This window comes from Lacrimispora xylanolytica (genome assembly GCF_026723765.1).
Lineage (GTDB): Bacteria > Bacillota > Clostridia > Lachnospirales > Lachnospiraceae > Lacrimispora > Lacrimispora xylanolytica.
In genome coordinates, this window is sequence record NZ_CP113524.1 from 2,615,292 (window position 1) to 2,640,487 (window position 25,196).

Sequence of the window (25,196 nt, forward strand, 5' to 3'; positions counted from 1 at the left end):
TACATTCGCCTCTTTTCAGATTATTTTGATTATTACCAATATGGATTCCAGTCTCCAGACAGCCGGGTAAGAGCTTCCATATAAAAGTAATCGCCCCAGATATTACACTCATCAACGCCTTCCGGTGTGCAGGTATTGTACGGAGACTTTTTGGAATAGGTGCTGTGAAGAACAAGGCCATTGGATTCTTTAAGATCTTTAACTGCATAATTTTTTACCACAGATGCCATTATCTTTCTAGCCAAAGAGGTGTAGGTAGCAGCATCCTTCTCATCTAAATATTTTGCCATCTCAAGCATTCCACAGGCAGCGATGGAGGCGGAAGAAGAATCCCTTGGCTCCTTTGAACCTTCGCCAAATTCCAGATCCCAGTAAGGAACCAGATCAGACGGAAGGTGTTCCAGGAAATAATCGGTCACATGCTTAAAATCTTCAATGTATTCCGGACGCTTCGTATAGCGGTATGCCATGGCACAGCCGTAAACTCCCCATGCCTGGCCTCTTGCCCAGGCAGAACCATCCCGGTATCCCTGGCAGGTCGCGCCATGACTTGGTTCTCCTGTTTCCATGTTCATGAAAAAGGTATGCCAGGTAGAGTAATCCTCTCTAATGACATTGGCAATGGCTGTGTGAATATGCTTTTCAGCAATTTCCCGGTATTTCTCATCACCCGTCTCCTCGGTTGCCCAGTATAAGAGAGGCAGGTTTAACAGACAGTCAATAATAAAACGGTAATTTTCCGGCTGGTTCATGGGACCCCAGGCCTGGATAAATCCGCCCACTGGTTGAAAGCGGCTGATAAGCTGATCCGCTGCCTTAATAGCTGCTTCTTTTCCCTTTTCATCTCCAGCCAGCTTATATCCTGCAACACAGGATGGGGAATACAAAAATCCCATATCGTGATGGTCAACCTCTATCTTCTGGTCGATCCGGTCTAAAAAGCTTTCAATCTGTATCTTTCCAGCCTTTTCAAACGCCTCATCCTTGCTCCATTCATAGGCAAGCCAGATCTGTCCGGTCCAGAAGCCGGTAGTCCAGTTTACATTGGCAGTCGGCTGATAAAAGCCATCCTCGCTGAATGCTCTCTTAAAGGAATGGGTAAATTCCTTTAAGTTCTCTCTTACCTGCAAGATAGCAAAATCCATTGCTTTGGTGCATTCCATTTCCGTAAGTTCTGCTTTATTTCCAAATAAGGTTTCAATCTCTTTGCTCATTCTTTCTTACCTCCTCATAGAATTTTTTCATGACTGTAAACGCAGGCTTTTCCCTTTTCCGGTCAGCCGTTACCAGTCCTTTGATGTTGTACCCCTTCTGATAGGCTCCCAGGCGCTTTGGTGTCCGGTAATCGAATAAGATCCATGGCACGGTTCCTTGAATATAACTGGTCTTTTTAAAGAGTTCTACCTGCATCTCATAAATTTCTTTCTGCTCCTCTTCTGAGCCTCTTACCTTATTCATATTTTCACTGGTAGACGCAAACCCATCGGCACCAAATTCGCTGATAACCACTGGCTTTTCCGGCTTGGATTCTTCCAGTATGGTAATCAGTTTTTGATAATCCGGATCATACCAGCCATAATATTCATTAAACCCAATGATATCAAGGTGCTCTTCCAGCCGGTCCGATATCTTTAAGTTCACTGCATCCACCAGGCATGCAGCTGAAATCAAACGGCTTTTATCCAATTCCCTTGCTGTCTCTGCCAGTTCACGCATAAAATGATATCTTTCGTCCGTATCTGGATTTTCATTGCCAACAGACCAGATTATGACGCTGGCCCTGTTATAATCCCTCTTAATCAGCTCTGTCAGCTGGTTCTTTGCATCTGCAAGGGTCTTTGGATTGGAGAAATCAATCCACCAGTATACTGGTATCTCCTCCCATAGCAGGAGGCCTTCTTCATCTGCCAGTTGGGATACCCATTCGGTATGGGGATAATGGGCAAGACGCAGGAAATTGCAGTTCATTTCTTTTGCCTTTATAAAGGCATTGCGAATGTCTTCTTTGGTTACTGCCTTTCCGTTCTCTTCTGTCTCTTCATGAAGACAAACACCTCTTAAAAAGACAGGCTTACCGTTTAATATAATTTCATTTCCCCTTGTCTCTATAGTCCTGAAACCAATCCGGTCTCTGACCATATCTATTACCGTTCCCTCTTTTAAGTATGACAGCTGAACGTCATAAAGCTTTGGACTTTCTACACTCCATAGGGAAAGCGCCTCTGCCACAAATGTTAATTCTGCCGTTCCACCAGGTCCCAGTGAAATGGATTCTTTAATCTGAAGCTCTGGTATGGAAAAAACAGCCTCTCCCCCTTCATAATGGCTTGCGCCACCTAAGGATACGGAAACAGAGACTTGTTTTTCTCTCCAGCCCTCTAAATGTACATTCATACTTTTAATATAAGTATCAGGTACAGAAAAAAGGGATACCCCTCGGTAAATCCCTCCATATAAGAACCAGTCTGTGTTCTCACTGGGTATCTGGTCTTGACGTCTGGTGTTATCTGCCACTACTATGAGACGGTTTTCCTCTTTTAAATATGAGGTGACTTCCACACAAAAAGGTGTGGAACCACCAAGATGAAGTCCAAGAAATTCACCATTTAAGAAAACCCTTGCTTCATAGGCTGCTGCACCAAATCGAAGAAACACATGCCCCTCTGTTTTCCCGTCAAAAAGAAACCGGCGGCTATATACCGCCGGTCCCTCATAATAAAAATATTCCGGTTTCACAAGGTTCCATACTGCTGGTACCGGGATCTCTTCCCAGTCATCAAATCCGTAATCCAGAGGGACCTTTCGCCCCTCTGAATTGGTTTCTTCCTCCAGGAACCATTTGGCCCTCAGACAATTATCGTACATATCTACAGAGAAATTCCAGGAGCCGTCTAAGGACACTTCCCTTCTACCGCCTGTAAACACATAAGATTCTGCATCCAGGACAGGAGCGAGATAATAATCCTTATAAGCTTCGTTATGGATATTGTCCACGAAATTTTTTATCATTTTTATATCCTTACCCTTTCACACCGGTTGCAGCAACACCCTCAACGAAATGCTTTTGCAGAGATAGGAACACGATAAGTACCGGAATTAAGGAAAGAACCGAAGCTGCCATAATGAGTCCATACTCTGAACTATACTGACTGATAAACATTTTAAGTCCTAACTGCAATGTCTTTTTCGCTTCTGTCTTTAAATAAATGAGTGGTCCTAAGAAGTCATTCCAGGTATTTACAAAGGTAAATATGGTGAGCGTGGATAGTGCCGGCTTTGACAGGGGCAGCATGATTCTTGCATAAATCTGGTACTCATTCATACCATCAATTCTAGCTGCTTCACAAAGCTCATCGGGAATTCCCTGATAGAACTGGCGCATCATGAACACACCAAAGGCAGAGAATGCCTGAAGGAAAATTATGGCTAAGTGGGAATCATTTAACCCGAAATTTCTCATCATCATGAACTGAGGCACCATATATACCTGCCATGGAACCGCAATGGTAGCGATGTAGGCCATAAATAAAGTATCTTTATACCTGAATTTTAATTTTGCAAATGCGTAAGCCGCAAAGCTGCTGGTGAGGAGCTGTAAAAAAGTTACGATTAGAGTGATTTTCACCGTATTCGTTACAAAGGTGAGAAGTGGAATCTTGGTCCAGATATCCAGATAATTCTGCCACCTGGGGTTTTCAGGAATCCAGCGGATCGGAAAGATAAATACGTCTTTATCCAGTTTTAAGGAAGCAGAGAGCATCCATACAAAGGGTACCAGCATAGCAGCGGTCAGAAGGAGCAAAACCACATACAGGAGGCATCTGCTGATTTTATAATTTGTGCTTTTTACTTTCATTTTAGAATCCTCCTTTTCTTAGTTTGCATATTTCTTCTCACCACGGAACTGAACCAGTGTGATGACAAGTACCATTAAGAACAATATCATAGCAACTGCGCTTGCATAACCAAGATTCCAGTTACGGAACGCTTCTTCATAGATGTGGTAAACCAGGACCATGGCCTGGGAGCTTACAATACCATTGGAACCTCCTGCCAGCATGTATACGATGTCATAAACCTTAAAGCAGTTAATAGTCAGGATAATGGTTACGAAGAAGGTAGTAGGTTGAAGCTGAGGCCAGGTAATATAGCGGAATCTCTGCCATGCATTACAGCCATCAAGTCCTGCTGCCTCATAAAGCTCTCCGTTGATTCCCTGAAGGCCGGCAAGATAGATAACCATGTAATAGCCCATATTTTTCCAAACGCTGAATAAAACGATGGTAAACATAACCCAATGAGGATCCGCAGACCACTTGGGAAGGCTTTTTGCATGAACGCCCAGGTTATAAAGAATCATATTGACAGGGCCGCTCTTCATGGGGCTAAAGAGCATATTCCATACAGCGGCTACTGCTACTAAGGAAGCTACGTAAGGGAAGAAGCCAACGGTACGGAAGAAGTTTCTTCCTTTGATCTTCTGGTTTAAGACGACCGCAAGACCAAGGGCACTGGCCAGTGTTAAGGGCACCGTTGCCAGACAGTAGACAATGGTATTTACAAAGGACGCCCGGAATCTGGCATTGGCAAACATATCTATAAAATTCTTCAGTCCTGTAAACTGCATGGGACTGTTCCCATCCCATTTCATAAATGCCAGGACAAAAGCAAAAATAATCGGTCCCAGGGTGAAAACAGCAAAGCCGATAAAATTAGGAGCAATAAAGGAATATGCAATCAGATTCCTCTTTTCCTGCCTTGTAAACCGCTCTCCTGTCCTTACTTTTTTAATCTGTTCATCTATTTTTTCGATTTTCGCAATCAGCCCATCACGTTTTCCTGCACCGTCGGCACTTCTAAGCTTAAGACTTAGAGCATCCCGTTTTTTTTGCAAAGCTGTGATTTTTTCCTGCTTTTGCGACTCTGTTGTTGTCTTTGCCATATATGGGTCTCCTCCTTTTATTTCTATCATCAAATCAGAAGTTTTCTTTAAATGAGGCGGGCTTTTATCGCCCGCCTCTCTTTGTATCTTAGAATTTACTTGCCTAAAATCGCACCAATTTTTTCATTCATCTGAGCAATACCGTCATCTACGGACATGCTGCCTGTCATGATTGCATCATGAGCTTCATTTAAAACTGTTTCAATTTCAGAACTCTTCTCGTTAACTGGCATTTCAAGATAGAGCTTAGAGGTATTAAGAGCGTCTACGCTTGTTGTATCATCCTTAGGGAAGCCTTCTGTTCCGGAAACAAGATCAGCAACTGTACTGTTCATAACTGCCGGGATGGTTCCTGTAGATGCAAGAATCTCTGCGCCGTCTTTGCCGCTTACAAAATTAATGAATTCCCATGCAAGATCCTTATGAGGTGCATTTGCTGGAATTGCAAGGGATGTGATAGTTGCAAGAGTAGAACCTGGCTCTACACCTTCTGCGTGAGGATATTTTGCAATTCCCCAATTGGTAACGTCGGTATATTCACCTGTACGGATTTTCTCCATTAAAGTAGAAATAAACCATGTACCCATGTTCATCATAGCTACGTTACCCTGTGCAAATGCGCCGGAGTAATGAAGTCCACTTGTCTTTAAGGTTGCATAATCCTGAGCAATGCCATCTTCCTGCTCTTTTAATACCATCTCATAATATGGTTTTAAGAATTCATATTTGCCGTCTAAAATAGTATGCTTTCCATCAAGTACACCGAAAAGCTGTACTGCGGATCTCCAGGTATGGTAATGAGCACCATATACTTCCTGTCCTGGTGTGTCAACTGCAAGACTTCTTGCAAGAGCATCGTACTGTTCAAATGTCATATCATTGGTTGGATAAGATACGCCTGCTTTGTCAAAGATATCTTTGTTATAGAACACTACCCAGAAATCGTTACGGAAAGGAAGTTCATATAACTTTTTATCAACGGTAATCTGATCGGTAAGACCCTTATACTGAGTTAAATCAACATTAGAGGACTGGATATAGCTGTCCAGAGGCTCTAATACGCCTTTGTTTACCAGTGTCATATAACCTGGTACGTCTTTAACGGTTACTACGTCAAAATTAGAACCGCTTCCTGTTAATTCTGTTGCAAGAACGGTCTGATAGTCTGTAGATCCTAAGTCTACCATCTCGATCTTCACGTCTGGATGAGCCTTCTCAAATGCATCAATAAGAGGCTGATAGTAAGTGGTTGAGCTGATATCCCAAACGGACCATTTTAATGTAGTCTTACCATCTGCTGTTTTTGTTGCCTCTGACTGTTTGGTCTCTGCTGCGCTTTCGGAAGAAGCCTTTGTGGCATCTTTTGGTTCACCGGCACATCCAGCAAGGCTGGCTGCCACCATTGCACAGGCAAGAGTAATGCTAAGCATTCTTTTTTTCATTGTATACCCTCCTGATTTGAATAATTAAACAGCAACTTCTTAATCCTAAGAATTTACCATACCTGAATTATATATGAATGTTCCCTTTTTAAGAATGGAAATTCTTTAAGAAAAGATTCACTATTTATGCCAGAACTTTTAAAATATCAATGAAACATGCAATATTTTATGATTAGCAGTAATATTTCTCTTTTGCATACATATTGACCTGTTTCCTTAAAAAACAGGCCGGGTTTTTCATTGACATTTTACAAAAAATACGCTAACTTTGTAGATGTTACCGTAAGACAACACTGCAAAAACAGAGAGGAGACACCGTTTTATTATGTGGAAAAAGCTCATTCCCAAAACTATACGCGGAAAGCTCATGACACTTACCGCCTCTGTCACCCTGCTTATTACCCTCCTGACGACTTCGGTCTGCTTTTCGGTTTTTCAGTCTTTTTTAAGAAAGAACCAGATTCAGTCAGCCGAATTCAGCTTACAGGTCGTAAACAACAATATAGCAGCTGATATGAAGGACATTATATATTTCAGTAAATGGTGCTGCTCCAATGGTGCTATTTTAGATTATCTGGAAGCCTTAAAGGGCCAGCCAAAGCTTCCTACGGCACAAAAAGACATGGCAAACCTGCGGCCGCTTGCTCTCTCTACACACAACCGGTTAAAGGAAGAATACTATAACACCCGTTCCAACGAATATATGTCACGGGTCATCGTTTCCTCCATCGACGAGAACAATTTTCTTCAGATGGCTGCTTCTGCTAATTACACCTCCTCTTATGCCGCCATGATTATCCGGAAGCAAAGCTTTTTTAAAACGCTGTATGAATCTCCGGACTTTCGTTGGATTGGCCTTGTAAAGGATCCTTTTTCAGATATTAGCCAGGAAACCTTCCTTCCAATCGTCCGGCCCGTTTACAATGAATTCAATTCAGAGATCCTTGGCTGGACCTATGTGGAAATTTCCTCACGCATTTTTACAGATTATCTTTCCTCATATCCTTTGCCTGAAGACAGCAATCTATTCTTGTCTATAGGAGAAAAAAATTATGTATTTAACAAGGGTAACTGGAAGGAAACAAATTATCCTTTTAAAGAGAAAGAGCGGCTGTCAGAATCCGACTCCTTGTCCCAGGGAACACAGGTGCTTTCTGTCACCACGGATGGAGGAGAAAAACGGATAGTCGTGGAGCGCCCCATTGAAGGCATTGAAGGAATCGAAGATTTCCGTTTATACCAGGTGCTGTCAGAGCAGCAGTTTAAGCAGCAGAAGAACCTCTACATGCTGATTCTTCTTGGTATCTGCCTCTTCATTCTGTCTCTTGGAATCTTATTGATATTTTTCTTAAACAGGATTATTATGGACCCCATTCGTAAAGTGAGCAGTAAAATATCAAGAATTTCTGACGGGGATTTCTCCAAAGACCCTGCCATTGAATGGGACCACGAGCTTGGACAGGTTGGCAGAGGAATTAACAGCATGTCAGAAAATATTATGACACTGCTCGATAAAAAGGTTTCCGATGAAAAGCAGAAAAAAGATCTGGAATATCAGATCCTTCAAAGCCAGATCAATCCCCACTTTTTATACAACACTCTTAATTCGATTAAATGGATGGCCACCATACAGAATGCAAACGGCATCGCCGATATGACAACAGCTCTTGCAAGGCTGTTAAAGAACGTTTCCAAAGGAACCGCTTCCTTTATCACCTTAAAGGAAGAATTGGACCTGGTAAAGGATTATTTTCTCATTCAGCAGTACCGTTATGGAGGCAGCGTAACCATTGATTATCAAATTGAGTCTGAAGATCTCTATCAATGCCGGATTCACCGTTTTTCCCTTCAGCCAATCATAGAAAATGCCTTGTTCCATGGAATTGAACCAGCTAAAACAACGGGTCATATCATTGTCTCCGCCCAGACAGAGCTTGAGGAGGATAAAAAGATTCTAAAAATCGATATCACTGACAACGGAATTGGCATGACTCAGGAGATGATAAATAAGGTGATGCAAAATGATACGGACGGCGTTAACAACACCGAGTTCTTCCGTCATATCGGCATCAGCAATGTAAACAAACGGATACAGCACGATTTTGGCCCGGAATATGGAATCACCATCACCAGTGAGCCTTTAGAATTTACTACCATGAGCATACGAATCCCCTACCAACTTTTCGGGGACAACCAGGGAGCAGAAAGGTAAGATTATGAAGAAATTATTGATTGCAGACGACGAACCTTTGGTTCAAATTGGAATAAAATCCATGTTAAACTGGGCGGATTATGGAATTGAAATCTGCGGCACTGCTGTGAACGGGCAAAATGCCCTTGAGATGATTGAAGAATACTCTCCCGAAATTGTTATATCTGACATCCGTATGCCAATCATGAACGGCTTGGAGCTGGCTAAAGCAAGCCGGGAGACTTATGGAAGAATTCCTCTTTTTATCTTTCTTACCAGCTACGAGGAATTTCAGCTGATTAAAGAAGCCATGTCATATGAAGCCATCGATTATCTCATTAAACTGGAGTTAAATGCCGACTCCCTTTCAGAAGCCGTAAAAAAGGCCCTCTCCCGCCTGGATACCCTACAGGTCTCTATGGAATACAAGGAATCGGGCCGTCCCCTGCTCCAGAGTTATTATGAAAAATTCTTTATGAGACTTCTTCATAATCTCTTTGACAGCGAGGAGCAATTTTTGCTTCAGGCCAAAGATCTGAAACTGGATTTTGAAGAAAAATGCTATTTCGCGGCTTTTTGCGAAATCAGGGAAGATAGTCATAAGGATATGGATTATACAAAACTAATGAACCTGTATAACAGCACCCTCCAGATGGCAAAGGAAATCATATGTAAGCATCTTCCTGCTTATGTGTTTTCCCTGGATATGAAACACTTTGCTGTGGTATTTCATCTTCCTGGGACCGATGACTTTAAAGAAAGTGTGGTCTCACAATGCTTTATCCATACGGCGGAAATGGTAAATAACTATTTTAACGTCTCCCTGTTTACCGGAGTGGGGACCCCTGTAAGCCATCCTTTAAAAATCAGCGAATCTTATCAGGAGGCCCGTCAGGCTTTTGTAAGGTCCTCTGAGACTGAACCAGCCGTTATTTTCACATTATCGGATACTGCCTCCATGCGAAATGCCTTTAATATTTCTGTATTTAAAAGCGAAATAACAAAAGCGTTTAATGAGTTTGATACGGATGTGCTTTATAAGACATTGACAGAAATCATTGAACTGTTTGAATCCCACCCCATGCGATTTTCCCAGGCGGCAGACGGAGCCTGCAACATTCTTTATCTGGCACTCTCCCTGCTCCCAGATGGAGAAACGAACATGGCTGAAATTTTTTCTTCCTATCGTGATGGCTACCGTTCTATCTACCGTTTTACCTCAGTGACACAGGTCTCAGAATGGATGGTAACCTTCAGGGATGGCTTATGCGAAGTCCTTAGATCTAAGAGAAAAACTTACAAAGCTCATGTGATCACAAATGTACAAAAGTATATCAACAATCATATTACAGAGAAGCTGAGCTTAAATGAAGTTGCAGGAATCTTTGGCTTAAGTCCCAACTATCTAAGTATATTATTTAAGAAGAACTGCCAGCTGGGTTTTTCAGAATATATTGCCCAGGCTAAGATAAACAAAGCCAAATCCCTTCTTCTTGAACAGGATATGAAGATCTACGAGGCAGCTGACCAGCTGGGCTTTGAGAGCGCTTTCTATTTCAGTAAAGTATTTAAGAAGGTAACAGGCTTGTCACCAAGAGAATTTATCCAGCAAAATACCATACGTGAATACGATGAAGAATAAGGAGAAGGAATTGTGATTGCTGAGCTTATAAAAAACATAAAAAAACCATTATCCTGTTTTCAACCATATCCCCAGGCTTCCAAACGAGACCAGTGGGAGGCACTTCCTGAAGATATCAAAGAGCAGCTTATAAGAAACGGGGAAGCTTATCTAAATTTTGATTACCCCGCTCTCACTGCCGTGGATTTTATGGAGTTCACCAGGACCGGGAACCGAAGCCGTTATGAAGACAAGCAGTTCTTAAGACGGAATGCTCTGGACAATCTGGTCTTGGCGGAATGCGTGGAGCATAAGGGACGCTTTCTTGACGATATCATCAATGGCATATATGTGATATGCGAAGAACATGCATGGCAGCTGCCTGCACATAATTCCTATATCCGTGACACGCCTCAGTTGATTCTTCCCGATATCACACGGCCTGTCATTGATCTTTTTTCCGCAGAGACTGCTTCCGTTCTCTCTATGGCAGAATATCTGTTACGACAGGAGCTTAAAAACGTAAGTCCCTTTTTGTCAGTTATGATCAATAAAAACCTGGAAGAACGTATTTTCATTCCCTATTTGAAGGAACATTTTTGGTGGATGGGGGATGGTGAGAGCCAGATGAACAACTGGACCATCTGGTGTACTCAGAATATCCTTCTCTCTGCATTCAGCCGTGATTTGCCAGAAATACAAAAGGAAGAGATTTTAAAGAAAGCAGTGAAAAGCATGGACTATTTTCTTCAAGAATACGGAGAAGACGGTTGCTGTGACGAAGGAGCTCAGTACTTCCGTCATGCCGGACTATGTCTATTCAACTGTCTGTTCTTATTAAATGAGATAACCGAAGACGCATTTTCCTCTGCTTATGAATGGGATAAAATAAAAAACATAGCGTCCTATATTTTAAATGTACACATCAATGATATTTATTACGTAAATTTTGCAGACTGCTCTCCCGTTGCTGGGCGATGCGGGGCGAGGGAATTTCTCTTTGGCAAAATGACAAAAAACAAGGAGCTTATGGCCTTTGCCGCCTCTGATTACCAAAGCAGCGAAGATCCCTTGACTTTGGAAGAACATAATCTTTTCTACCGATTACAAACCATTTTTACTCATAAGGAAATGATGTCCTGGGATAAGACCCTTAACATTACTCATAAAGACATCTGGTATGAAAGCGTGGGAATCTTCCTATCAAGAGACGAGCATTATTGTCTTGCAGTAAAGGCTGGGGATAATAATGACAGCCACAACCACAACGATACAGGAAGCTTTACCATATACAAAGATGGATTTCCTCTCCTGATTGATGTAGGAGTAGAAACCTATAGTAAGAAAACCTTTTCTCCTGAACGATATGAGATATGGACTATGCAGTCCTGTTATCACAACCTTCCTACCTTCTTTGATGGCGGAATGCCGATTCTTCAAAAAGATGGGGAAGTATATCGGGCAACGGAGGTATCCTACCAGTTTGGTCCAGCCGAAAACCGGATATCCCTGGAGCTTAAGTCTGCTTATCCTGATGAACGAATACGCTCCTATATACGCAGTGCTGTTCATAAAAAAGGAAAGGAAATTGTGATTGAGGACCATTACGAGGGCAGCCTTATGTCTCCGGTCCTGTCCCTGATGTTTTATGAAGAACCCACGGTTACGGGGGATGTTATATCCATCGGTAATCTTGGAAAATTGTCTGTAACAGGTGCAGCAAACATTAAGAAGGAACGAATTCCTATTACAGATTTACGCTTAAAGACTGCCTGGAAACACGATATCTATCGGCTTCTAATCACGATGGATCATCAGGATATAAAACTGATTATTCAATAAGTAAAGCCGTTTCTTTTAAGATCATGTCTTTTTCATAGACATGTATAACAAACCCATCCATTCATGAAACAGCGGCATGAAGATACCTCTACAAGCCGCTGTTTTTTCTTATGAAATGTTCCGGAAGTAACTCCTTGTACATGCCTATGATACGTCAGGATTGTCCTATGAAGAGCTGTCCTCTTCTTTTATTTCCCCATCTTTTCCCATAAATTTCCCTTCATTTTAGATGAAAAACATAAATTATGAGATTCGAATCCATATTTTTGGATCAAGTTTATTTTGTCTCTATCAAACTTAAGACTTCATACATATGATATGTTATAAAGGAAAGTAAAACCTTTATGAACAATACTCATCTACAAAAACATTTACAAGAATATATTTCGCCTTGACAGGAGGGAGTTATAATGAATAATTGTAGAGATTGGGACGGAAATCGCCATGGTTGTGGTTGCGGTGGCGGTGGCGGTGGTTGTGGTTGCTGTGTAGGACCACAAGGGCCAAGAGGATGCCCCGGACCACAAGGGCCTACCGGACCTCAGGGACCTAGAGGCTTCCAGGGACCTACCGGACCTACCGGACCTCAGGGAATTCCTGGGCCTGATGGCCCAACAGGACCACAAGGACCTCAGGGACCCGTAGGACCTCAGGGACCACAGGGTATCCAAGGACCTACCGGGCCTACTGGACCTACTGGTGCTACCGGCGCTCAGGGACCAGTTGGACCTACTGGTGCTACTGGTGCTACCGGCGCTACTGGCGCTACTGGACCTACCGGACCTACTGGTGCTACTGGTGCTACTGGTGCTACTGGTGCTACCGGACCTGCCGGACCTACTGGACCTACTGGTGCTACCGGCGCTACCGGTGCTACTGGACCTACCGGACCTACTGGTGCTACTGGTGCTACCGGCGCTACCGGCGCTACTGGACCTACTGGACCTACTGGTGCTACCGGCGCTACCGGCGCTACCGGACCTACCGGACCTACTGGTGCTACCGGCGCTACTGGCGCTACTGGACCTACCGGACCTACTGGTGCTACTGGCGCTACCGGCGCTACTGGACCTACTGGACCTACTGGTGCTACTGGCGCTACCGGCGATACAGGACCTACTGGACCTGCCGGCGCTACTGGACCTACTGGACCTACCGGACCTGCCGGACCTCCAGCACAGTTTAGAGGTCTTCAGGCTCAATTAACAGTGGAAGGCGGATCAGTTGCAAATGGAGCACCCGTACTTTTCAATACTGTTTTAAACGATCAGAGTCTTAATATTTCTTACAACCCAGCTACAGGTGTCGCCACAATCGTTGCAGAAGGTAATTACTTCGTAACGTGGTGGATAGCTACAGACGGTGCAGGACCTTCTACGTTTGTAGACTTTACGCTTCAAATCAATGGCAGCGGTGGAGTATCAGCAAGTTCACCAATCGTTACAGGTCAGTTGAATGGATCAGCATTAGTTACAGTAGGAGCAATTCCTGCTACCTTACAGCTGGTTAATACAACTGGTCAGACTGTTTTCTATGCAACAACTCCAGTCGTTGCAAACATTGTTATTTTGGAAGTTGCAGCACCGTAATGATATACCAATAAAAAATGCGTCGGAAGTTATACTTCCGGCGCATTTTCCGTTAAAGGGGCTACATCAAAGGGGCGAACAACCTAAGAGCACGGCCTGCGAACCTCTCATACCAGGGGTCTTTATTTAAGTCTTCCATGCTGACACTTCTGCACTGTGCTAAGGTTTCCTTAAAATCCCTGTCAATATCCCTTATTACCTCATTACAATAAAGGTAAGCGGCGCATTCAAAATGAAGATAAAGACTCCTAAAGTCCATGTTAATGGTACCCACCACCGCTTTTATGCCATCACTGCTGAATACCTTGGCATGAATAAAGCCCGGCTTGTATTCAAATATCTGAACACCTGCCCCGATTAATTCTTTATAATGGGATCTGGCAAGAAGAAATGCATACTTTTTATCCGGTATTCTAGGCATGATAATAATCGTCTCAACGCCACGTTTGGCCGCAAAAGTAAGAGCTCTTACCATTTCATAATCCAGAATCAAATAAGGCGTCATGATCTGTACATACTGCCTGGCAGAATTAATGATATCCAGATATACCTGCTTTCCAACGGTTTCCCCATCCAAAGGACTGTCCCCATATGGGATCACAAATCCTTCCCGGCTAAGCTCCAAGGGGTAGAAATATTCCGGATCCCTTAGATATCTGCCGTATTCTTCCGGTTCCTTTTCAGAAATGTTCCACATTTCCAGAAACATCATGGTAAAGCTGGTTGCTGCATCCCCCTTTAACATGATTCCAGTGTCCTTCCAGTGGCCAAACCTAACCCGACGGTTGATGTATTCGTCCGCCAGATTGACACCGCCTGTAAATGCAGTATGTCCATCCACTACAAGAATCTTCCGGTGATCCCGGTTATTCTGATAGGTGGTTAGTACAGGCTTTATGGGGGAAAACTCCTTAGCATTGATCCCTTTTTCCTTTAGCTCCTCAACATAGCCGCTTGGCAAAAGAGCAATGGTACACATTCCGTCGTACATGAAACGGATTTCTACACCTTCTTTTGCTTTTCTCTCTAGAATTTCAAGGATTTCATCCCACATTTCCCCACGCTCAACAATAAAAAATTCCATAAAGATAAATCTTTTCGCGGCTTCCAGCTCCTTTTTCATAGCCGCAAACATCGTCTCACCCACAGAATAATACTGAACATTGGTATTACCATAGGCAGGATAATGACCTGTATTTTTAATGTATCTGGCGAGATTTGCATCCTGCTTACTAATTCTTGCCAGCTGGTCCATCACCTTTTGATTTTGCACCAGATATGGTTCCGTCTGTTTCATATTGTCACGCAGCTTTTTATCCATCAGTTTTCCAATGATTTGAAGCTCTGCAAACAAATAAAACAGGATTCCAAAAACCGGAACCGCAGCAATAGGAATCATCCAGGATAGCTTAAAGCTGGGGTTCTCCTCTTTATTGAGTATGTAAATAATGACCAATGCACTTAACAGTGTAAAACCGCCATAAAAATAGACGATATAACGGCTCAAAAAGCGGTAAATCCAAAAAAATATGGCTACCTGAGCTATAAGAGACACAACTCCAAATGTAGTCCGGCCAAAAATGACCCTCAGCATTCCCCTGATTTGTTTCATCCTCTTAACCTCCATATGCCAGTCCCGATAACTTTAATATGATTCTCCTAGTTTATCACAAATGCAATTGGAAATAAAGTACCAAATCAATTCTTGAATTCCCTATCCATCTACAGTATAATGAAAAGATAATAAAATTTATCAAAAGGAGACCGGTCATGGAGAAATCAAAGGTTTATTACACAAACTTTCATACCACGTTTCGAGAGAACCTGCCACAAAAGCTCAAGCGACTGATAACAAAGGCTGGAATGATGGAGCAGATTGATTTCCATAACAAATATACAGCAGTCAAGATCCATTTTGGAGAGCTGGGTAATCTGTCCTATCTGCGCCCCAATTACGCAAAGGTAGTTATTGATCTGATCAAAGATCAGGGCGGCAGACCATTTTTAACGGACTGCAATACTTTATATGTAGGAAGCCGGAAGAATGCTTTGGATCATCTGGATACTGCATACGAGAATGGCTTCTCTCCTTTTTCAACGGGGTGTCACGTAATCATTGCGGACGGTTTAAAGGGAACGGATGAAAGCCTGGTTCCCATCAATGGAGAATACATAAAGGAAGCTAAAATTGGACGAGCCATTATGGACGCTGATATTTTTATTTCCCTATCTCATTTTAAGGGACACGAAAGCACTGGTTTTGGAGGCGCATTAAAGAACATTGGAATGGGCTGTGGATCAAGAGCTGGTAAGATGGAGATGCACAACTCTGGAAAGCCGCATGTAGCGGAAGAACTCTGTATTGGCTGTCATGCCTGCGAGAAGAACTGTGCCCACAGCGCCATCTCTTTTGAAGAAAAGAAAGCATCTATTGATCATGAATACTGCGTAGGCTGCGGCCGCTGTATCGGTGTCTGTCCTGTAGATGCGGTAGAAACCAACTTTGATGAATCCAATGATATTTTAAACTATAAGATTGCAGAATACACCCAGGCAGTTTTAAAGGACCGCCCTCATTTTCATATCAGCCTGGTAATGGATGTTTCTCCTTACTGTGACTGTCATTCAGAGAATGATATTCCCATCATTCCAGATGTAGGAATGTTCGCCTCCTTTGATCCTGTCGCCTTAGACATGGCTTGTGCAGATGCGGTAAACCGCCAGCCCGTCATGGCAGGCAGCATTTTAGAAAAGCATGGCAGCCATCACCATGACCATTTTAAGGATACTCACCCCACTACCAACTGGCAGTCTTCCATTGAGCATGCAGTAAAAATCGGCCTTGGAAGTGACGAATACGAAATCATCACCATCTAATGCAAAGAGAGCACCGGATCCATAAAATCCATGTGCTCTCTTTTTTAACTTCCTGTTTGAAAATGATACGTTCCAGCTTCACTTAAAGGAACCTTATCCCTGCCTATCTGCCAAACGGATATCTCCGAATCTATGGCCTTACGTTCAGGGATATCTTTTGCTATGATTAACTGAGGCCATACATACGTGGTTTCTGCTGCTTTTCCGTCAAAGCAGATTTTAGAGTATGGGGTAAAATTATTGCCATAAATCAATACATTGGAATCGTTAAAGACCACCTTATCTATGGTGATGTTATCCACACCCATCTTTAGGTTTGAACTTTCATAAGGATTCTCTCCTCCATAGACCTCATGGTTTCCATAGAGAATGTCGTATTCCAGTGTTTTCATATCACGAAGATAACCTTCACTGTCTGCACTCTTATCATTCAAAAATTTTTGATGGAATCTCATCATGGTTCCTTCATGAATGTTCAGCATATCAAGTACGTGTGCTGCCAGCTGATACGCCTCTACATCTTTTTTTACCACAGGAAGATTCATGTTATTCCAGATAACATATTCTGTCTGAAAAAGAGAATTATTCTTCATCTCATTTTCCGTCCAGCTAAACCCAGGCAAATGATCTCCGTACATAACTAAAACCGTAGGCTCTTTCCTTGTCCGAAGGGTGTTTACAAGAGAACGAATAAACTCATCCATCTCTCCGATCTGCTGACAGTAATATTCAAAGCTCGGATACTTTCCATGCCCCTGTACCGATATGGTATAAATATAATCAGGCCCTGGTGTTGAATCCAGAGTTTTAATAATCTCACCGGTCAGAATCTTATCCTTGCACCAGCCGGTAGGATTCCGTTCAAAATTGTTCATATACTCTATGGGAGTAAAGGTATCAAAGCCAAGCTGTGAAAACACACGGTTCCTATCATAAAAGGTTGCCTCATTGTTATGTATCGCATGGGCACTGTAACCTATATTTTTCAAATCAAACGCAACACTTTCTGCCGACGTTCTCTTTAAAACCGTTTTATATGGATATTCCCCTGGCCCGAAAAAATCCAGATTCATACCGGTTATGGATTCAAATTCTGTATTTGCAGTACCCGCTCCCACCACCGGAACATTTAAATATCCGCTTGGATAATTCTTTTCCAGCTGGTGGAAAAATGGAATGGGATCGTGTTTTACTGGATTACTTTTCCATAAGGTGGGATCAAAGAAGGATTCCAATTGAATCATAATAACGTTTGGTTTGGTCCCCTCTGATAAGGCATACGTATTTTCCTGAACTAATTCTTCATCCTTTATGGCCTCCATAGCCTTATCGCTATAGCCTTCTGGCTTTGATATCCCTGTATTAAAGATGGAGTTAGAAAAACAGTAAGGAAAGCCATAGGTTCGAAACCCGTCTCCAATATTACCAAAATGAACGGCTACCAGGCCTGTCCTCATGGATAAACTGGTGGCCCCAAGAACAGTTACTATACAGGCCAATATGGTAACAGAACCAATTCCATACCTATTTTTCTCACAGGAAACCGGAGCTTTTTTCCATACAAATAAAAGCAGTGTTGCTGCAAACCCAAATCCAATTACCATAAGTATAATCTGCATCCAGGTAAAGTAGACAGTAGCAAGACTGATGGCATACTTAACCAGCCGGAAATCTGCTGCTGTAAATGGAGTGGTACGGAAAATGAGAAGAATTCCGTTTGTTATTCCCATAAAGAGCCACATGACGGATACAGCAATACAGCAAAAAACCTTCCTTCTTGTAATAAATACCAACGTAAAAGGCAGCAGAATGATTATGGTATTGAGCAGATAAATCAAAAATCCATCCCGCATATAGGTATAAAGGCCTGTCAGAGATTTTCTGGCCGCCAGTTCGATCAATATATTGATAAGGGCGGAAAGGAAAATAAGCTTTCCCAGCCACCTGACATTTGCTTTCATATTATACCTCTTTGTATCTTCAATCATTTGTGAGTCGGCTCTAGTCTATCACATTTTACCGAAAATTTACATACCTTTTTTGAAAAAGCAAAAATTGACAAAAACAGGGACCGGCCATATTGCCGATCCCTGTATCATTAATCCTGTTCTTCTGTAGGCTCAAAAGCCTCTTCACTCACTTTATTGATCCCAGAAGCCGTAGTTTCATCCTCCTGTAATGGAGCTTCTTCTGGTTCCTCAATTATCTCTTCATTTGTTACCGGACTTTGGGCGGCTTCCTTTACATGTGCACCGCACTTTCCGCAATAAATGGAATCCTTTAAAATCTTTGCACCGCACTCTGCACAAATACGGGTTCCCTCGCTTTGGGTCAGTTCAATCTCCAGAGCGGCAATTCTTTCCCGGCTGGCCCTGATGGCTTCGTATGCCTTTGCATACGCTTCCTCTGGTTCTCTATTCGCTTCATAGAATTGTTTACCGATGACTGCATAAGCTTCCTCCAGCTTCGTTTTTTCAGCACTGATCTGTGTCTTTAACTGAATGGTCTCAGTCAACGCTTTTGCCTTGGTAGCGACTTCTTTGCCGGTGTCGCTGAGTGTCTTTCCCAGCTCTTCAAAAAATGCCATCCGTGACTCCTCCTTTGACTTATACTTCTCCTATTTTAACTTTATTGGAAGAAAAAGTCAATGAAAGACTGTTTACCGATCGTTAATTATGCTTTGAAACTCATTTTTCAGAAAATCCGGTAGTTTGTTTCTTGGAATCGAGTATGAAATCTCAATTCTGCTTCCTCCGTAAGAAGTAACAGCAGAAAAGATGATCGAAGCATACTCGGAGTCAGTAAATGGATTCATACTGGAGTACTCTTCCAGGGTAGCAACATTCATAATTTGCTTGATTTCGTCGGGATCAGTGATCGTCATATACGGGGCTTCCAACTCTTCCGTTGTCATCTCATCGCTATTAAACTGAATTTTATCAATATTAATTTCTTTGATCTGACTTAAGTCATTCCAGCTGTCTACATCTATATTATATTCTCGTAATAGATCAAGAGTCTTTACAAAGGATGGATAAATAGGATAATACCCTTTTTCAATGATATAATTGTATTCCCATTTGTTATTGGTATCTGACTTTAATTTTGTCAATTCAGCCTGCTGCTTTGTTATAAACTGAATGGAAGCAATTGGATTTTCTTTTTGCATGGTATCGACCTTCAGATTCATAAGCTCTTCCTGATAGGTCAGCAGTAATTTATCAGTCATCGCCTTATCTGTACCGTTTCTGTCCAGGCTTACTATGCTCATTTGACCACCTCTGCCAACTTTAACGCCAGCAGTGTTATCGATTGTCTGAGTCAGTATGGGATAAACGGCCTGACGGAATTCAGGATTCTCATATATTTGTACAACTTCCTGACTTAATAAAGCTCTCGGTATATCATAAGTACGATAGATCGTCTTTCCATTCTTCAAAGTATACTTGACCGAAAAGCTATAAAATCTTGTATATTGCCCTCCATCTTCCATGGGCTGTAATTCACGGTCGAAACGAGGATTCTCTTTCATTGCCTTTATTGATTCTTCCACCAGCGTAAGAACCGGTTCAATATCCTTAAGCTCCATGTGGTTAAAGAGATAATCATCAGAGGACATGTATTTCCACTCAAAATCACTCAAATCATCCTCAGGTGCTATTATCTCTCCGTAGTTGATCCAGTCATTGGTGTTTCTAAAGGATATACCAACATGCTTTATAGAGTCTTTTGCCGGAACGTAACGATCATAACCAAAAATATCATAGCGGAAACTTGAAAATACAGCGGCCGCCAGAACTCCGCATAGTATCATCTGCTTCCAATTACAAAAGAGCTTACGGAAATCAAAATGATAAATGATCTCTATGGCGCAATGGGACAGTAAAAGTCCGCAGATAAGTCCAAACACTGCCCAGCCCAGTGTAGAATGAACCAGCCAGAAAAACAGGCTTCCGCTAAGTGATGCAAGAATTACAATGGGAATCCGTATGATTGGCATGCTTATGTGAAAAGCCATAGCCTTTCCAGCCGCTTCTGATCCTCTCTTTTTATAGAGCAAGAAAGAAAGAAGAGCCAAAATCACCGTAATGACACAAACGACTACAATTCGAAGAGCGACCCCTTCTACAGATCTTCCAGGTCTCATTTCCTCTACATTTGCCATAAAAAGAAATAAAGGTGATGTTTTATTAAGCATCAACGTGAATAAGGATTTGCTTCCACTGTAGCTGGTATTGAAAAAATGCTGATAACATAATTCCAAAACAGCAAAGACACTGCTTCCGTAGAATTCAAATACAAGGGTTCCAAGAATTCCAACCAGAATATTTCCTGTCAACATCATTGCAACCACTGTTACCGTATACAGAAGGAAATAATGGAGCATAAAAAGACAAAAACTTTTAATTCCAATTCCTGCGATTTCTGGTGTCAGAATTCCATTGACAGCTGCAACTCCATAGGAAAATATTAAATTGATTGCATAAGATGCTATCACAATAAAAATGCCGTTGAAATAATTAGCCCAGAACAAATTCTTTCTATTGACTGGTATACTGTGGTAAAAATCAACTTTTTGTCTGGAATGAAGATAGGAAAAGCTGGTCACTGCCATAATCAAAGACAAAAGTATAATAATTGCTACCAGATAGCCGTTCTGAAAGCTCATCCATTTCTCAACACTTGCCAATAGATTCCTTCTGCTCAGCTCATCGTTGAATTTATCTCCCACCGTTAAGGCTACTCCTACCGGTAACGCAAAGAAAAATAATATGAAAGTAAGAGCTACAGACCAAAGGCGCTGTTTTACATCCTCTTTTAACAAATTAAAAAATAAGCTTCTTGATGTCATAACCGGCCACCTCCGTTTCACTAATAAATATTTCTTCCAAAGATAATGGAATCATCTCATAGAATATTGGCTGATAGGATTCCACCAATCCTTCTATCTCTTCTTTGCTCCCCCGTACAGTTATGGTGTAGAGCTTTCCTCTTTTTTCTGTCTTGATGCGGTTTAGAGCAGTGAGATCGCTTTCTTCCATTCCCTCTTTTAACACACATTGTACTTTATGGATATTAAGCTTCATATCATCTAAATCTCTGGATAGCAGGATTCCGCCCCTGTGGAGAAGGCCCACGTGGTCACAGATATCCTCAAGCTCTCTTAGGTTATGGGAGGCGATAATGGGTGTTAAATTCCGTTCTGCCATGTCATTGGCAAAAAGGCTTTTTACTGCCTGTCGCATCACCGGATCCAGGCCATCAAAGGTCTCATCACAGAAAAGATAATCTGTATTGGCACAGATTCCGCATATGACGGAAAGCTGTTTCTTCATTCCTTTAGAGAAGGTCTGAATCTTTCGTCTGGTATCCAGGCCAAATTTCTCCATGAGGCTTTGAAAACGTGCCTTATCAAATGCCGGATAGACTTTCGCGTAAAACGACATCATATCGGCTGGTGTTGCATTATTAAAATAATATTGGTCGTCAGAAATATAAAAGAAACGCTCTTTTACTGCCTCATTTTCAAATACCGGCTTTCCATCAATGGTTACATTTCCTTCATCGGGCTTTAATATCCCGCTGAGCATCCGAAGAAATGTACTCTTTCCTGCACCATTAGTACCAATCAGACCAAATACGCTTCCATCCCGTATCTCAGCGCTTACGTGATCAACGGCAACAATCGTATCAAACTTTTTTGTAAGGTTCTCCGCTTTAATCATTCTATCTCTCCTCCCCTTGCAGAAATTCTTGTTTAATCCACCCTTCTGCGATCCAGGTGTGGGCTTTATCTTCTGTAAGACCTGATCTTTTTGCCTCATCAATCCAGTTTCCAAGCTTAATCCTAAGCTCACCGTTCTTTAATGCCTGTATGGAACTGGTATCCGCTACAAAGCTTCCTCTTCCTTTTACGGAATAGATGAATCCTCTTCGCTCCAGCTCCGCGTATGCTCTTTGAATGGTATTGGGATTGATAGATAAGTCAGTGGCCAGGGTCCGGACGGACGGTAGCTGGCTATCCTGTTCCAGTACACCACATATCATTAAGTCTTTTAATTTTTCTACAATCTGTTCGTATATCGGCCTGCGGTCTTTGTAGTCTAACAATATCATATTCCACCTCCTACATCTGTATTAATACATCTAATACACTAAGGATAGCAAGAAACCTCTGATTTGTCAACCAGAGGTTTCAATTCTTTTTATTTTTTCAATTTCTTCTATCTTCCACAATAAGTATACGAATGGCATTCTGAGTCAGACTCCAGTTAAACACATACATGGTGTAGGAGACATTGCCTCTGATGTAAATGTTAGACGTCAGGATAAGATTTCCGCTGTACACGCTGCTGCTGGAAACAGAGACCATGTAATAACCGGTCGTAGCATATTGAAAATTGGTTACCTGCTTATAATCCACATCCCGAAATATAATATTAGCTCCATTTAGCATAACATTAATCTTCCGGTTAGTGATGGAAAGGTTACAGACTCTAAAACATCCGGTATTGATTCCACCGTTACATAAATAATCGTCAACTACCATGATATCGAGACCAGAATCTGTGTTATAAAGTGCAATTGTGATTGCACTATTCACAGGTACCTGCACCTGTTTTTTTAGATACACATAATTATTATCATCTGTAACCGTAATGGTCTGATCCCCGGCAGATACTCTTCCATATTGACTCATATCTCCATTGTCAAGTCCCTCAACTGCCACCTGATCATTAATGTAAACCCAAAATGGCGGATAGTTTGCCGCAGCATTTAATAGCCGCACAAGGCCCACCTGATCGGTGTTACAGGAATAGCAGGGAATAATAGGCTTTGGAAACATCGTAATGATCGAACTCCATGTGCCGCTAGCTTCTCCTTCTTCCGGAGAAGGAGGATTAAGTTCAGGCCATTCAACCTGAGGATTTGGTTCCAATATGTTAGACTGCTCTCCTTCCGGCGAAACAGGACCTGTTTCATTGGATGTATTTTGATTACCAACGTCAACGGTTGGCCCGTATTCCCCTGCATTAGAACTATTTTGCATATAGATTATAGTACCCATGGAAAACCTCATATATAATCGTTATATAGTAAGTTTATTCTAACAATATTAGCCAGTGCCTGGCCAACTGCTTTTGTTTGTCTTAACTTTGTTATATTTCCAGACTTTTATGGGATAAATATAAAATGCTACTGTTTGTATCCCTATTATTATATTTGACTTAATAGTATATAATAATATACAAATTACAATAAATATCATTATAATATCATTTTTATGTATAATATGACGTTTTTTAATTAATTTGCATTTTTTTATTTAAATTGACAATATTTTCCTGTATAATGAATATGTATATTACAAAAGAAAGGAAGGTCTCAATTTATTATGAATGAATATTTATCTATGTGGAAGAATTTCTTCAATTTTAAGGACCGTACTACTGTGAAAGGATATTGGATGGCGATCCTTATCAATGCAATCGCTTTATTTATTTTAGGTTTTCTTGGCGCGACTGTAGATTTCTTTATGATTATCTATCTGATTTATGTAGTCGCACTCATTATTCCAGGTATTGCCCTTCAAATTCGCCGTATGCATGATATCAACAAATCCGGTTTCTGGATCCTGTTACCATTTATTCCGATTGTGGGAACTATAATCTTCATCGTTTTTCTCTGCAAAGGCAGCGTAAACGAAGACAATCAGTATGGAACAACACAGGTATAATTAGCCAGACCATATTTTTATGCTACATAACAATGAATGAATTAGTAATGCTCCTCTAATAGTGGTCGTTTTCCTTATACGGCTTGCCAGAAGAGGAGCATTTTTATATTATGAAACAAATTTCATCAATACTCTTTTGCTATCATTGACAGAAATAAAGCTTGGCTCTGTTAGCCGTTGGGTTTATAATACTATTAATAAATTAGTTTGAAAGGAGAACATTTGTGATAGGAACTTTTGTAAATGCCGGCACGATTCTGGCAGGCAGTGTGGCTGGCAGCTTAATAAAAAAGGGATTAAAAGAAAAATATCAGAACATTCTATATGATGCCATGGGACTGGCCGCAACGGGCCTCGGATTGCATGCTGTGGTGAAAAATTTATCTGACAGCACGTATCCCGTATTGTTTATTATAAGTCTTTCTTTAGGAGGCATCATAGGTACTGCTATTGATATAGACAGTAGATTCCAAAAGCTGGTACAAAGATATTCTAAAACAAACCTGGGACAAGGCTTATCTACTGCAATTTTACTATTCTGCATTGGCACCTTATCCATTCTAGGGCCAATAGAAAGTGCTCTGAATCATAATAATACATATTTGTTTACCAATGCGACCCTGGACCTGGTCACATCACTTGTATTAGCTTCCAGTTATGGTATTGGCATAGCCATCTCTGCTTTGATATTGTTTGTCTGGCAAGGGAGTATTTATCTTCTTGCTCATCAGGTCTCCCCTTTTCTAACACCTGAATTCATGACCGAGATTTCCATTGTTGGGGGCTTTCTTATTTTAGCTTCCGGGTTATCTATTTTAAAGATTAAAACGTTTCAGACATTAAATTTATTGCCAGCCTTATTGGTACCTGTTGTGTGGTTTCTCATTCTTAATATCCGCTTATAGCAAAAAAACGCCAGTCCCAAAAGGACTGGCGTTCTTTATTTACCACTGC

General features: G+C 41.6%; 20 protein-coding genes. 8 read left to right on the plus strand and 12 right to left on the minus strand.

What is annotated here, in order from left to right; genetic code table 11:
• Positions 1–32: 32 nt before the first annotated feature.
• The 5 genes from OW255_RS12280 to OW255_RS12300 form a co-directional block, all read right to left on the minus strand.
• Complete coding sequence (locus OW255_RS12280; protein ID WP_268114254.1) at positions 33–1,214, minus strand: glycoside hydrolase family 88 protein; 1,182 nt, start codon at positions 1,212–1,214, stop codon at positions 33–35.
• Positions 1,198–3,009, minus strand: coding sequence for a glycoside hydrolase family 2 protein (locus OW255_RS12285; RefSeq protein WP_268114255.1), 1,812 nt, complete (start codon positions 3,007–3,009; stop codon positions 1,198–1,200). Before OW255_RS12285 ends, OW255_RS12280 begins: the two co-directional genes overlap by 17 nt.
• 10 nt (positions 3,010–3,019) lie before the next feature.
• Positions 3,020–3,856 (minus strand): carbohydrate ABC transporter permease, encoded by an 837-nt coding sequence (locus OW255_RS12290; protein ID WP_024835645.1) that lies wholly within the window; start codon positions 3,854–3,856, stop codon positions 3,020–3,022.
• Positions 3,857–3,874: 18 nt separating this feature from the next.
• A complete protein-coding gene (locus tag OW255_RS12295) occupies positions 3,875–4,942 on the minus strand; it encodes a carbohydrate ABC transporter permease (protein WP_081752271.1) in 1,068 nt (355 codons plus the stop codon).
• Positions 4,943–5,037: 95 nt separating this feature from the next.
• Positions 5,038–6,384 carry an ABC transporter substrate-binding protein gene (locus OW255_RS12300; protein WP_268114256.1) on the minus strand — a complete coding sequence of 449 codons (1,347 nt, stop codon included), beginning with the start codon at positions 6,382–6,384 and terminating at the stop codon, positions 5,038–5,040.
• Between the two features lie 325 nt (positions 6,385–6,709).
• On the opposite strand from OW255_RS12300, the gene OW255_RS12305 reads away from it, so the two are divergent.
• The 5 genes from OW255_RS12305 (at position 6,710) to OW255_RS12325 (ending at position 13,627) form a co-directional block, all read left to right on the plus strand.
• Positions 6,710–8,596, plus strand: a complete 1,887-nt coding sequence (locus OW255_RS12305; protein WP_268114257.1) for a sensor histidine kinase — start codon at positions 6,710–6,712, stop codon at positions 8,594–8,596.
• A 4-nt stretch (positions 8,597–8,600) separates the two neighbouring features.
• Positions 8,601–10,217, plus strand: a complete 1,617-nt coding sequence (locus OW255_RS12310) for an AraC family transcriptional regulator (protein WP_024835641.1) — start codon at positions 8,601–8,603, stop codon at positions 10,215–10,217.
• A gap of 12 nt (positions 10,218–10,229) precedes the next feature.
• The gene (locus OW255_RS12315; RefSeq protein ID WP_268114258.1) at positions 10,230–12,038 is read left to right on the plus strand and encodes a heparinase II/III domain-containing protein; all 1,809 of its coding nucleotides are present in this window, start codon (positions 10,230–10,232) and stop codon (positions 12,036–12,038) included.
• A 699-nt stretch (positions 12,039–12,737) separates the two neighbouring features.
• Entirely contained in the window at positions 12,738–13,244 is a 507-nt protein-coding gene (locus OW255_RS12320) for a hypothetical protein (RefSeq protein ID WP_268114259.1), read from the plus strand.
• A gap of 2 nt (positions 13,245–13,246) precedes the next feature.
• On the plus strand, positions 13,247–13,627 hold the full coding sequence (locus tag OW255_RS12325; protein ID WP_268114260.1) for a hypothetical protein: 381 nt from the start codon (positions 13,247–13,249) through the stop codon (positions 13,625–13,627).
• 61 nt (positions 13,628–13,688) lie between these two features.
• On the opposite strand, the gene cls is transcribed toward OW255_RS12325, so the two are convergent.
• The gene (cls, locus tag OW255_RS12330; RefSeq protein ID WP_268114261.1) at positions 13,689–15,239 is read right to left on the minus strand and encodes a cardiolipin synthase; all 1,551 of its coding nucleotides are present in this window, start codon (positions 15,237–15,239) and stop codon (positions 13,689–13,691) included.
• A gap of 158 nt (positions 15,240–15,397) precedes the next feature.
• Between cls and OW255_RS12335 the strand changes: the two genes are divergently transcribed.
• Entirely contained in the window at positions 15,398–16,504 is a 1,107-nt protein-coding gene (locus tag OW255_RS12335; protein ID WP_024835637.1) for a DUF362 domain-containing protein, read from the plus strand.
• A gap of 44 nt (positions 16,505–16,548) precedes the next feature.
• On the opposite strand, the gene OW255_RS12340 is transcribed toward OW255_RS12335, so the two are convergent.
• The 6 genes from OW255_RS12340 to OW255_RS12365 all read right to left on the minus strand — a co-directional run bounded on the left by OW255_RS12340 (position 16,549) and on the right by OW255_RS12365 (position 23,573).
• Positions 16,549–18,465 (minus strand): LTA synthase family protein, encoded by a 1,917-nt coding sequence (locus OW255_RS12340; RefSeq protein WP_268114262.1) that lies wholly within the window; start codon positions 18,463–18,465, stop codon positions 16,549–16,551.
• A gap of 137 nt (positions 18,466–18,602) precedes the next feature.
• A complete protein-coding gene (locus OW255_RS12345) occupies positions 18,603–19,091 on the minus strand; it encodes a zinc ribbon domain-containing protein (RefSeq protein ID WP_268114263.1) in 489 nt (162 codons plus the stop codon).
• Positions 19,092–19,163: 72 nt separating this feature from the next.
• Positions 19,164–21,356 carry a DUF6449 domain-containing protein gene (locus tag OW255_RS12350; protein ID WP_268114264.1) on the minus strand — a complete coding sequence of 731 codons (2,193 nt, stop codon included), beginning with the start codon at positions 21,354–21,356 and terminating at the stop codon, positions 19,164–19,166.
• Complete coding sequence (locus OW255_RS12355) at positions 21,331–22,230, minus strand: ABC transporter ATP-binding protein (protein WP_024835633.1); 900 nt, start codon at positions 22,228–22,230, stop codon at positions 21,331–21,333. Before OW255_RS12355 ends, OW255_RS12350 begins: the two co-directional genes overlap by 26 nt.
• Before the next feature lies 1 nt (position 22,231).
• Positions 22,232–22,621 carry a GntR family transcriptional regulator gene (locus OW255_RS12360; RefSeq protein WP_024835632.1) on the minus strand — a complete coding sequence of 130 codons (390 nt, stop codon included), beginning with the start codon at positions 22,619–22,621 and terminating at the stop codon, positions 22,232–22,234.
• Between the two features lie 97 nt (positions 22,622–22,718).
• On the minus strand, positions 22,719–23,573 hold the full coding sequence (locus OW255_RS12365; RefSeq protein WP_268114265.1) for a DUF4397 domain-containing protein: 855 nt from the start codon (positions 23,571–23,573) through the stop codon (positions 22,719–22,721).
• A gap of 327 nt (positions 23,574–23,900) precedes the next feature.
• Between OW255_RS12365 and OW255_RS12370 the strand changes: the two genes are divergently transcribed.
• Together OW255_RS12370 and OW255_RS12375 are read left to right on the plus strand one after the other, a co-directional pair.
• Positions 23,901–24,242: a DUF805 domain-containing protein gene (locus OW255_RS12370; RefSeq protein WP_024835630.1), complete on the plus strand. Its 342-nt coding sequence runs from the start codon at positions 23,901–23,903 to the stop codon at positions 24,240–24,242.
• A 224-nt stretch (positions 24,243–24,466) separates the two neighbouring features.
• Positions 24,467–25,147: a DUF554 domain-containing protein gene (locus OW255_RS12375; protein ID WP_268114266.1), complete on the plus strand. Its 681-nt coding sequence runs from the start codon at positions 24,467–24,469 to the stop codon at positions 25,145–25,147.
• Positions 25,148–25,196 lie beyond the last annotated feature (49 nt).

Coding starts and splice junctions, on each gene's coding strand:
- OW255_RS12310 (WP_024835641.1), top strand. CDS start 8,601: ATGAAGAAATTATTGATTGCAGACGACGAACCTTTGGTTCAAATTGGA.
- OW255_RS12305 (WP_268114257.1), top strand. CDS start 6,710: ATGTGGAAAAAGCTCATTCCCAAAACTATACGCGGAAAGCTCATGACA.
- cls (WP_268114261.1), bottom strand. CDS start 15,239: ATGAAACAAATCAGGGGAATGCTGAGGGTCATTTTTGGCCGGACTACA.
- OW255_RS12335 (WP_024835637.1), top strand. CDS start 15,398: ATGGAGAAATCAAAGGTTTATTACACAAACTTTCATACCACGTTTCGA.
- OW255_RS12350 (WP_268114264.1), bottom strand. CDS start 21,356: ATGACATCAAGAAGCTTATTTTTTAATTTGTTAAAAGAGGATGTAAAA.
- OW255_RS12370 (WP_024835630.1), top strand. CDS start 23,901: ATGAATGAATATTTATCTATGTGGAAGAATTTCTTCAATTTTAAGGAC.
- OW255_RS12355 (WP_024835633.1), bottom strand. CDS start 22,230: ATGATTAAAGCGGAGAACCTTACAAAAAAGTTTGATACGATTGTTGCC.
- OW255_RS12340 (WP_268114262.1), bottom strand. CDS start 18,465: ATGAAAGCAAATGTCAGGTGGCTGGGAAAGCTTATTTTCCTTTCCGCC.
- OW255_RS12300 (WP_268114256.1), bottom strand. CDS start 6,384: ATGAAAAAAAGAATGCTTAGCATTACTCTTGCCTGTGCAATGGTGGCA.
- OW255_RS12290 (WP_024835645.1), bottom strand. CDS start 3,856: ATGAAAGTAAAAAGCACAAATTATAAAATCAGCAGATGCCTCCTGTAT.
- OW255_RS12360 (WP_024835632.1), bottom strand. CDS start 22,621: ATGATATTGTTAGACTACAAAGACCGCAGGCCGATATACGAACAGATT.
- OW255_RS12295 (WP_081752271.1), bottom strand. CDS start 4,942: ATGGCAAAGACAACAACAGAGTCGCAAAAGCAGGAAAAAATCACAGCT.
- OW255_RS12345 (WP_268114263.1), bottom strand. CDS start 19,091: ATGGCATTTTTTGAAGAGCTGGGAAAGACACTCAGCGACACCGGCAAA.
- OW255_RS12280 (WP_268114254.1), bottom strand. CDS start 1,214: ATGAGCAAAGAGATTGAAACCTTATTTGGAAATAAAGCAGAACTTACG.
- OW255_RS12365 (WP_268114265.1), bottom strand. CDS start 23,573: ATGGGTACTATAATCTATATGCAAAATAGTTCTAATGCAGGGGAATAC.
- OW255_RS12285 (WP_268114255.1), bottom strand. CDS start 3,009: ATGATAAAAAATTTCGTGGACAATATCCATAACGAAGCTTATAAGGAT.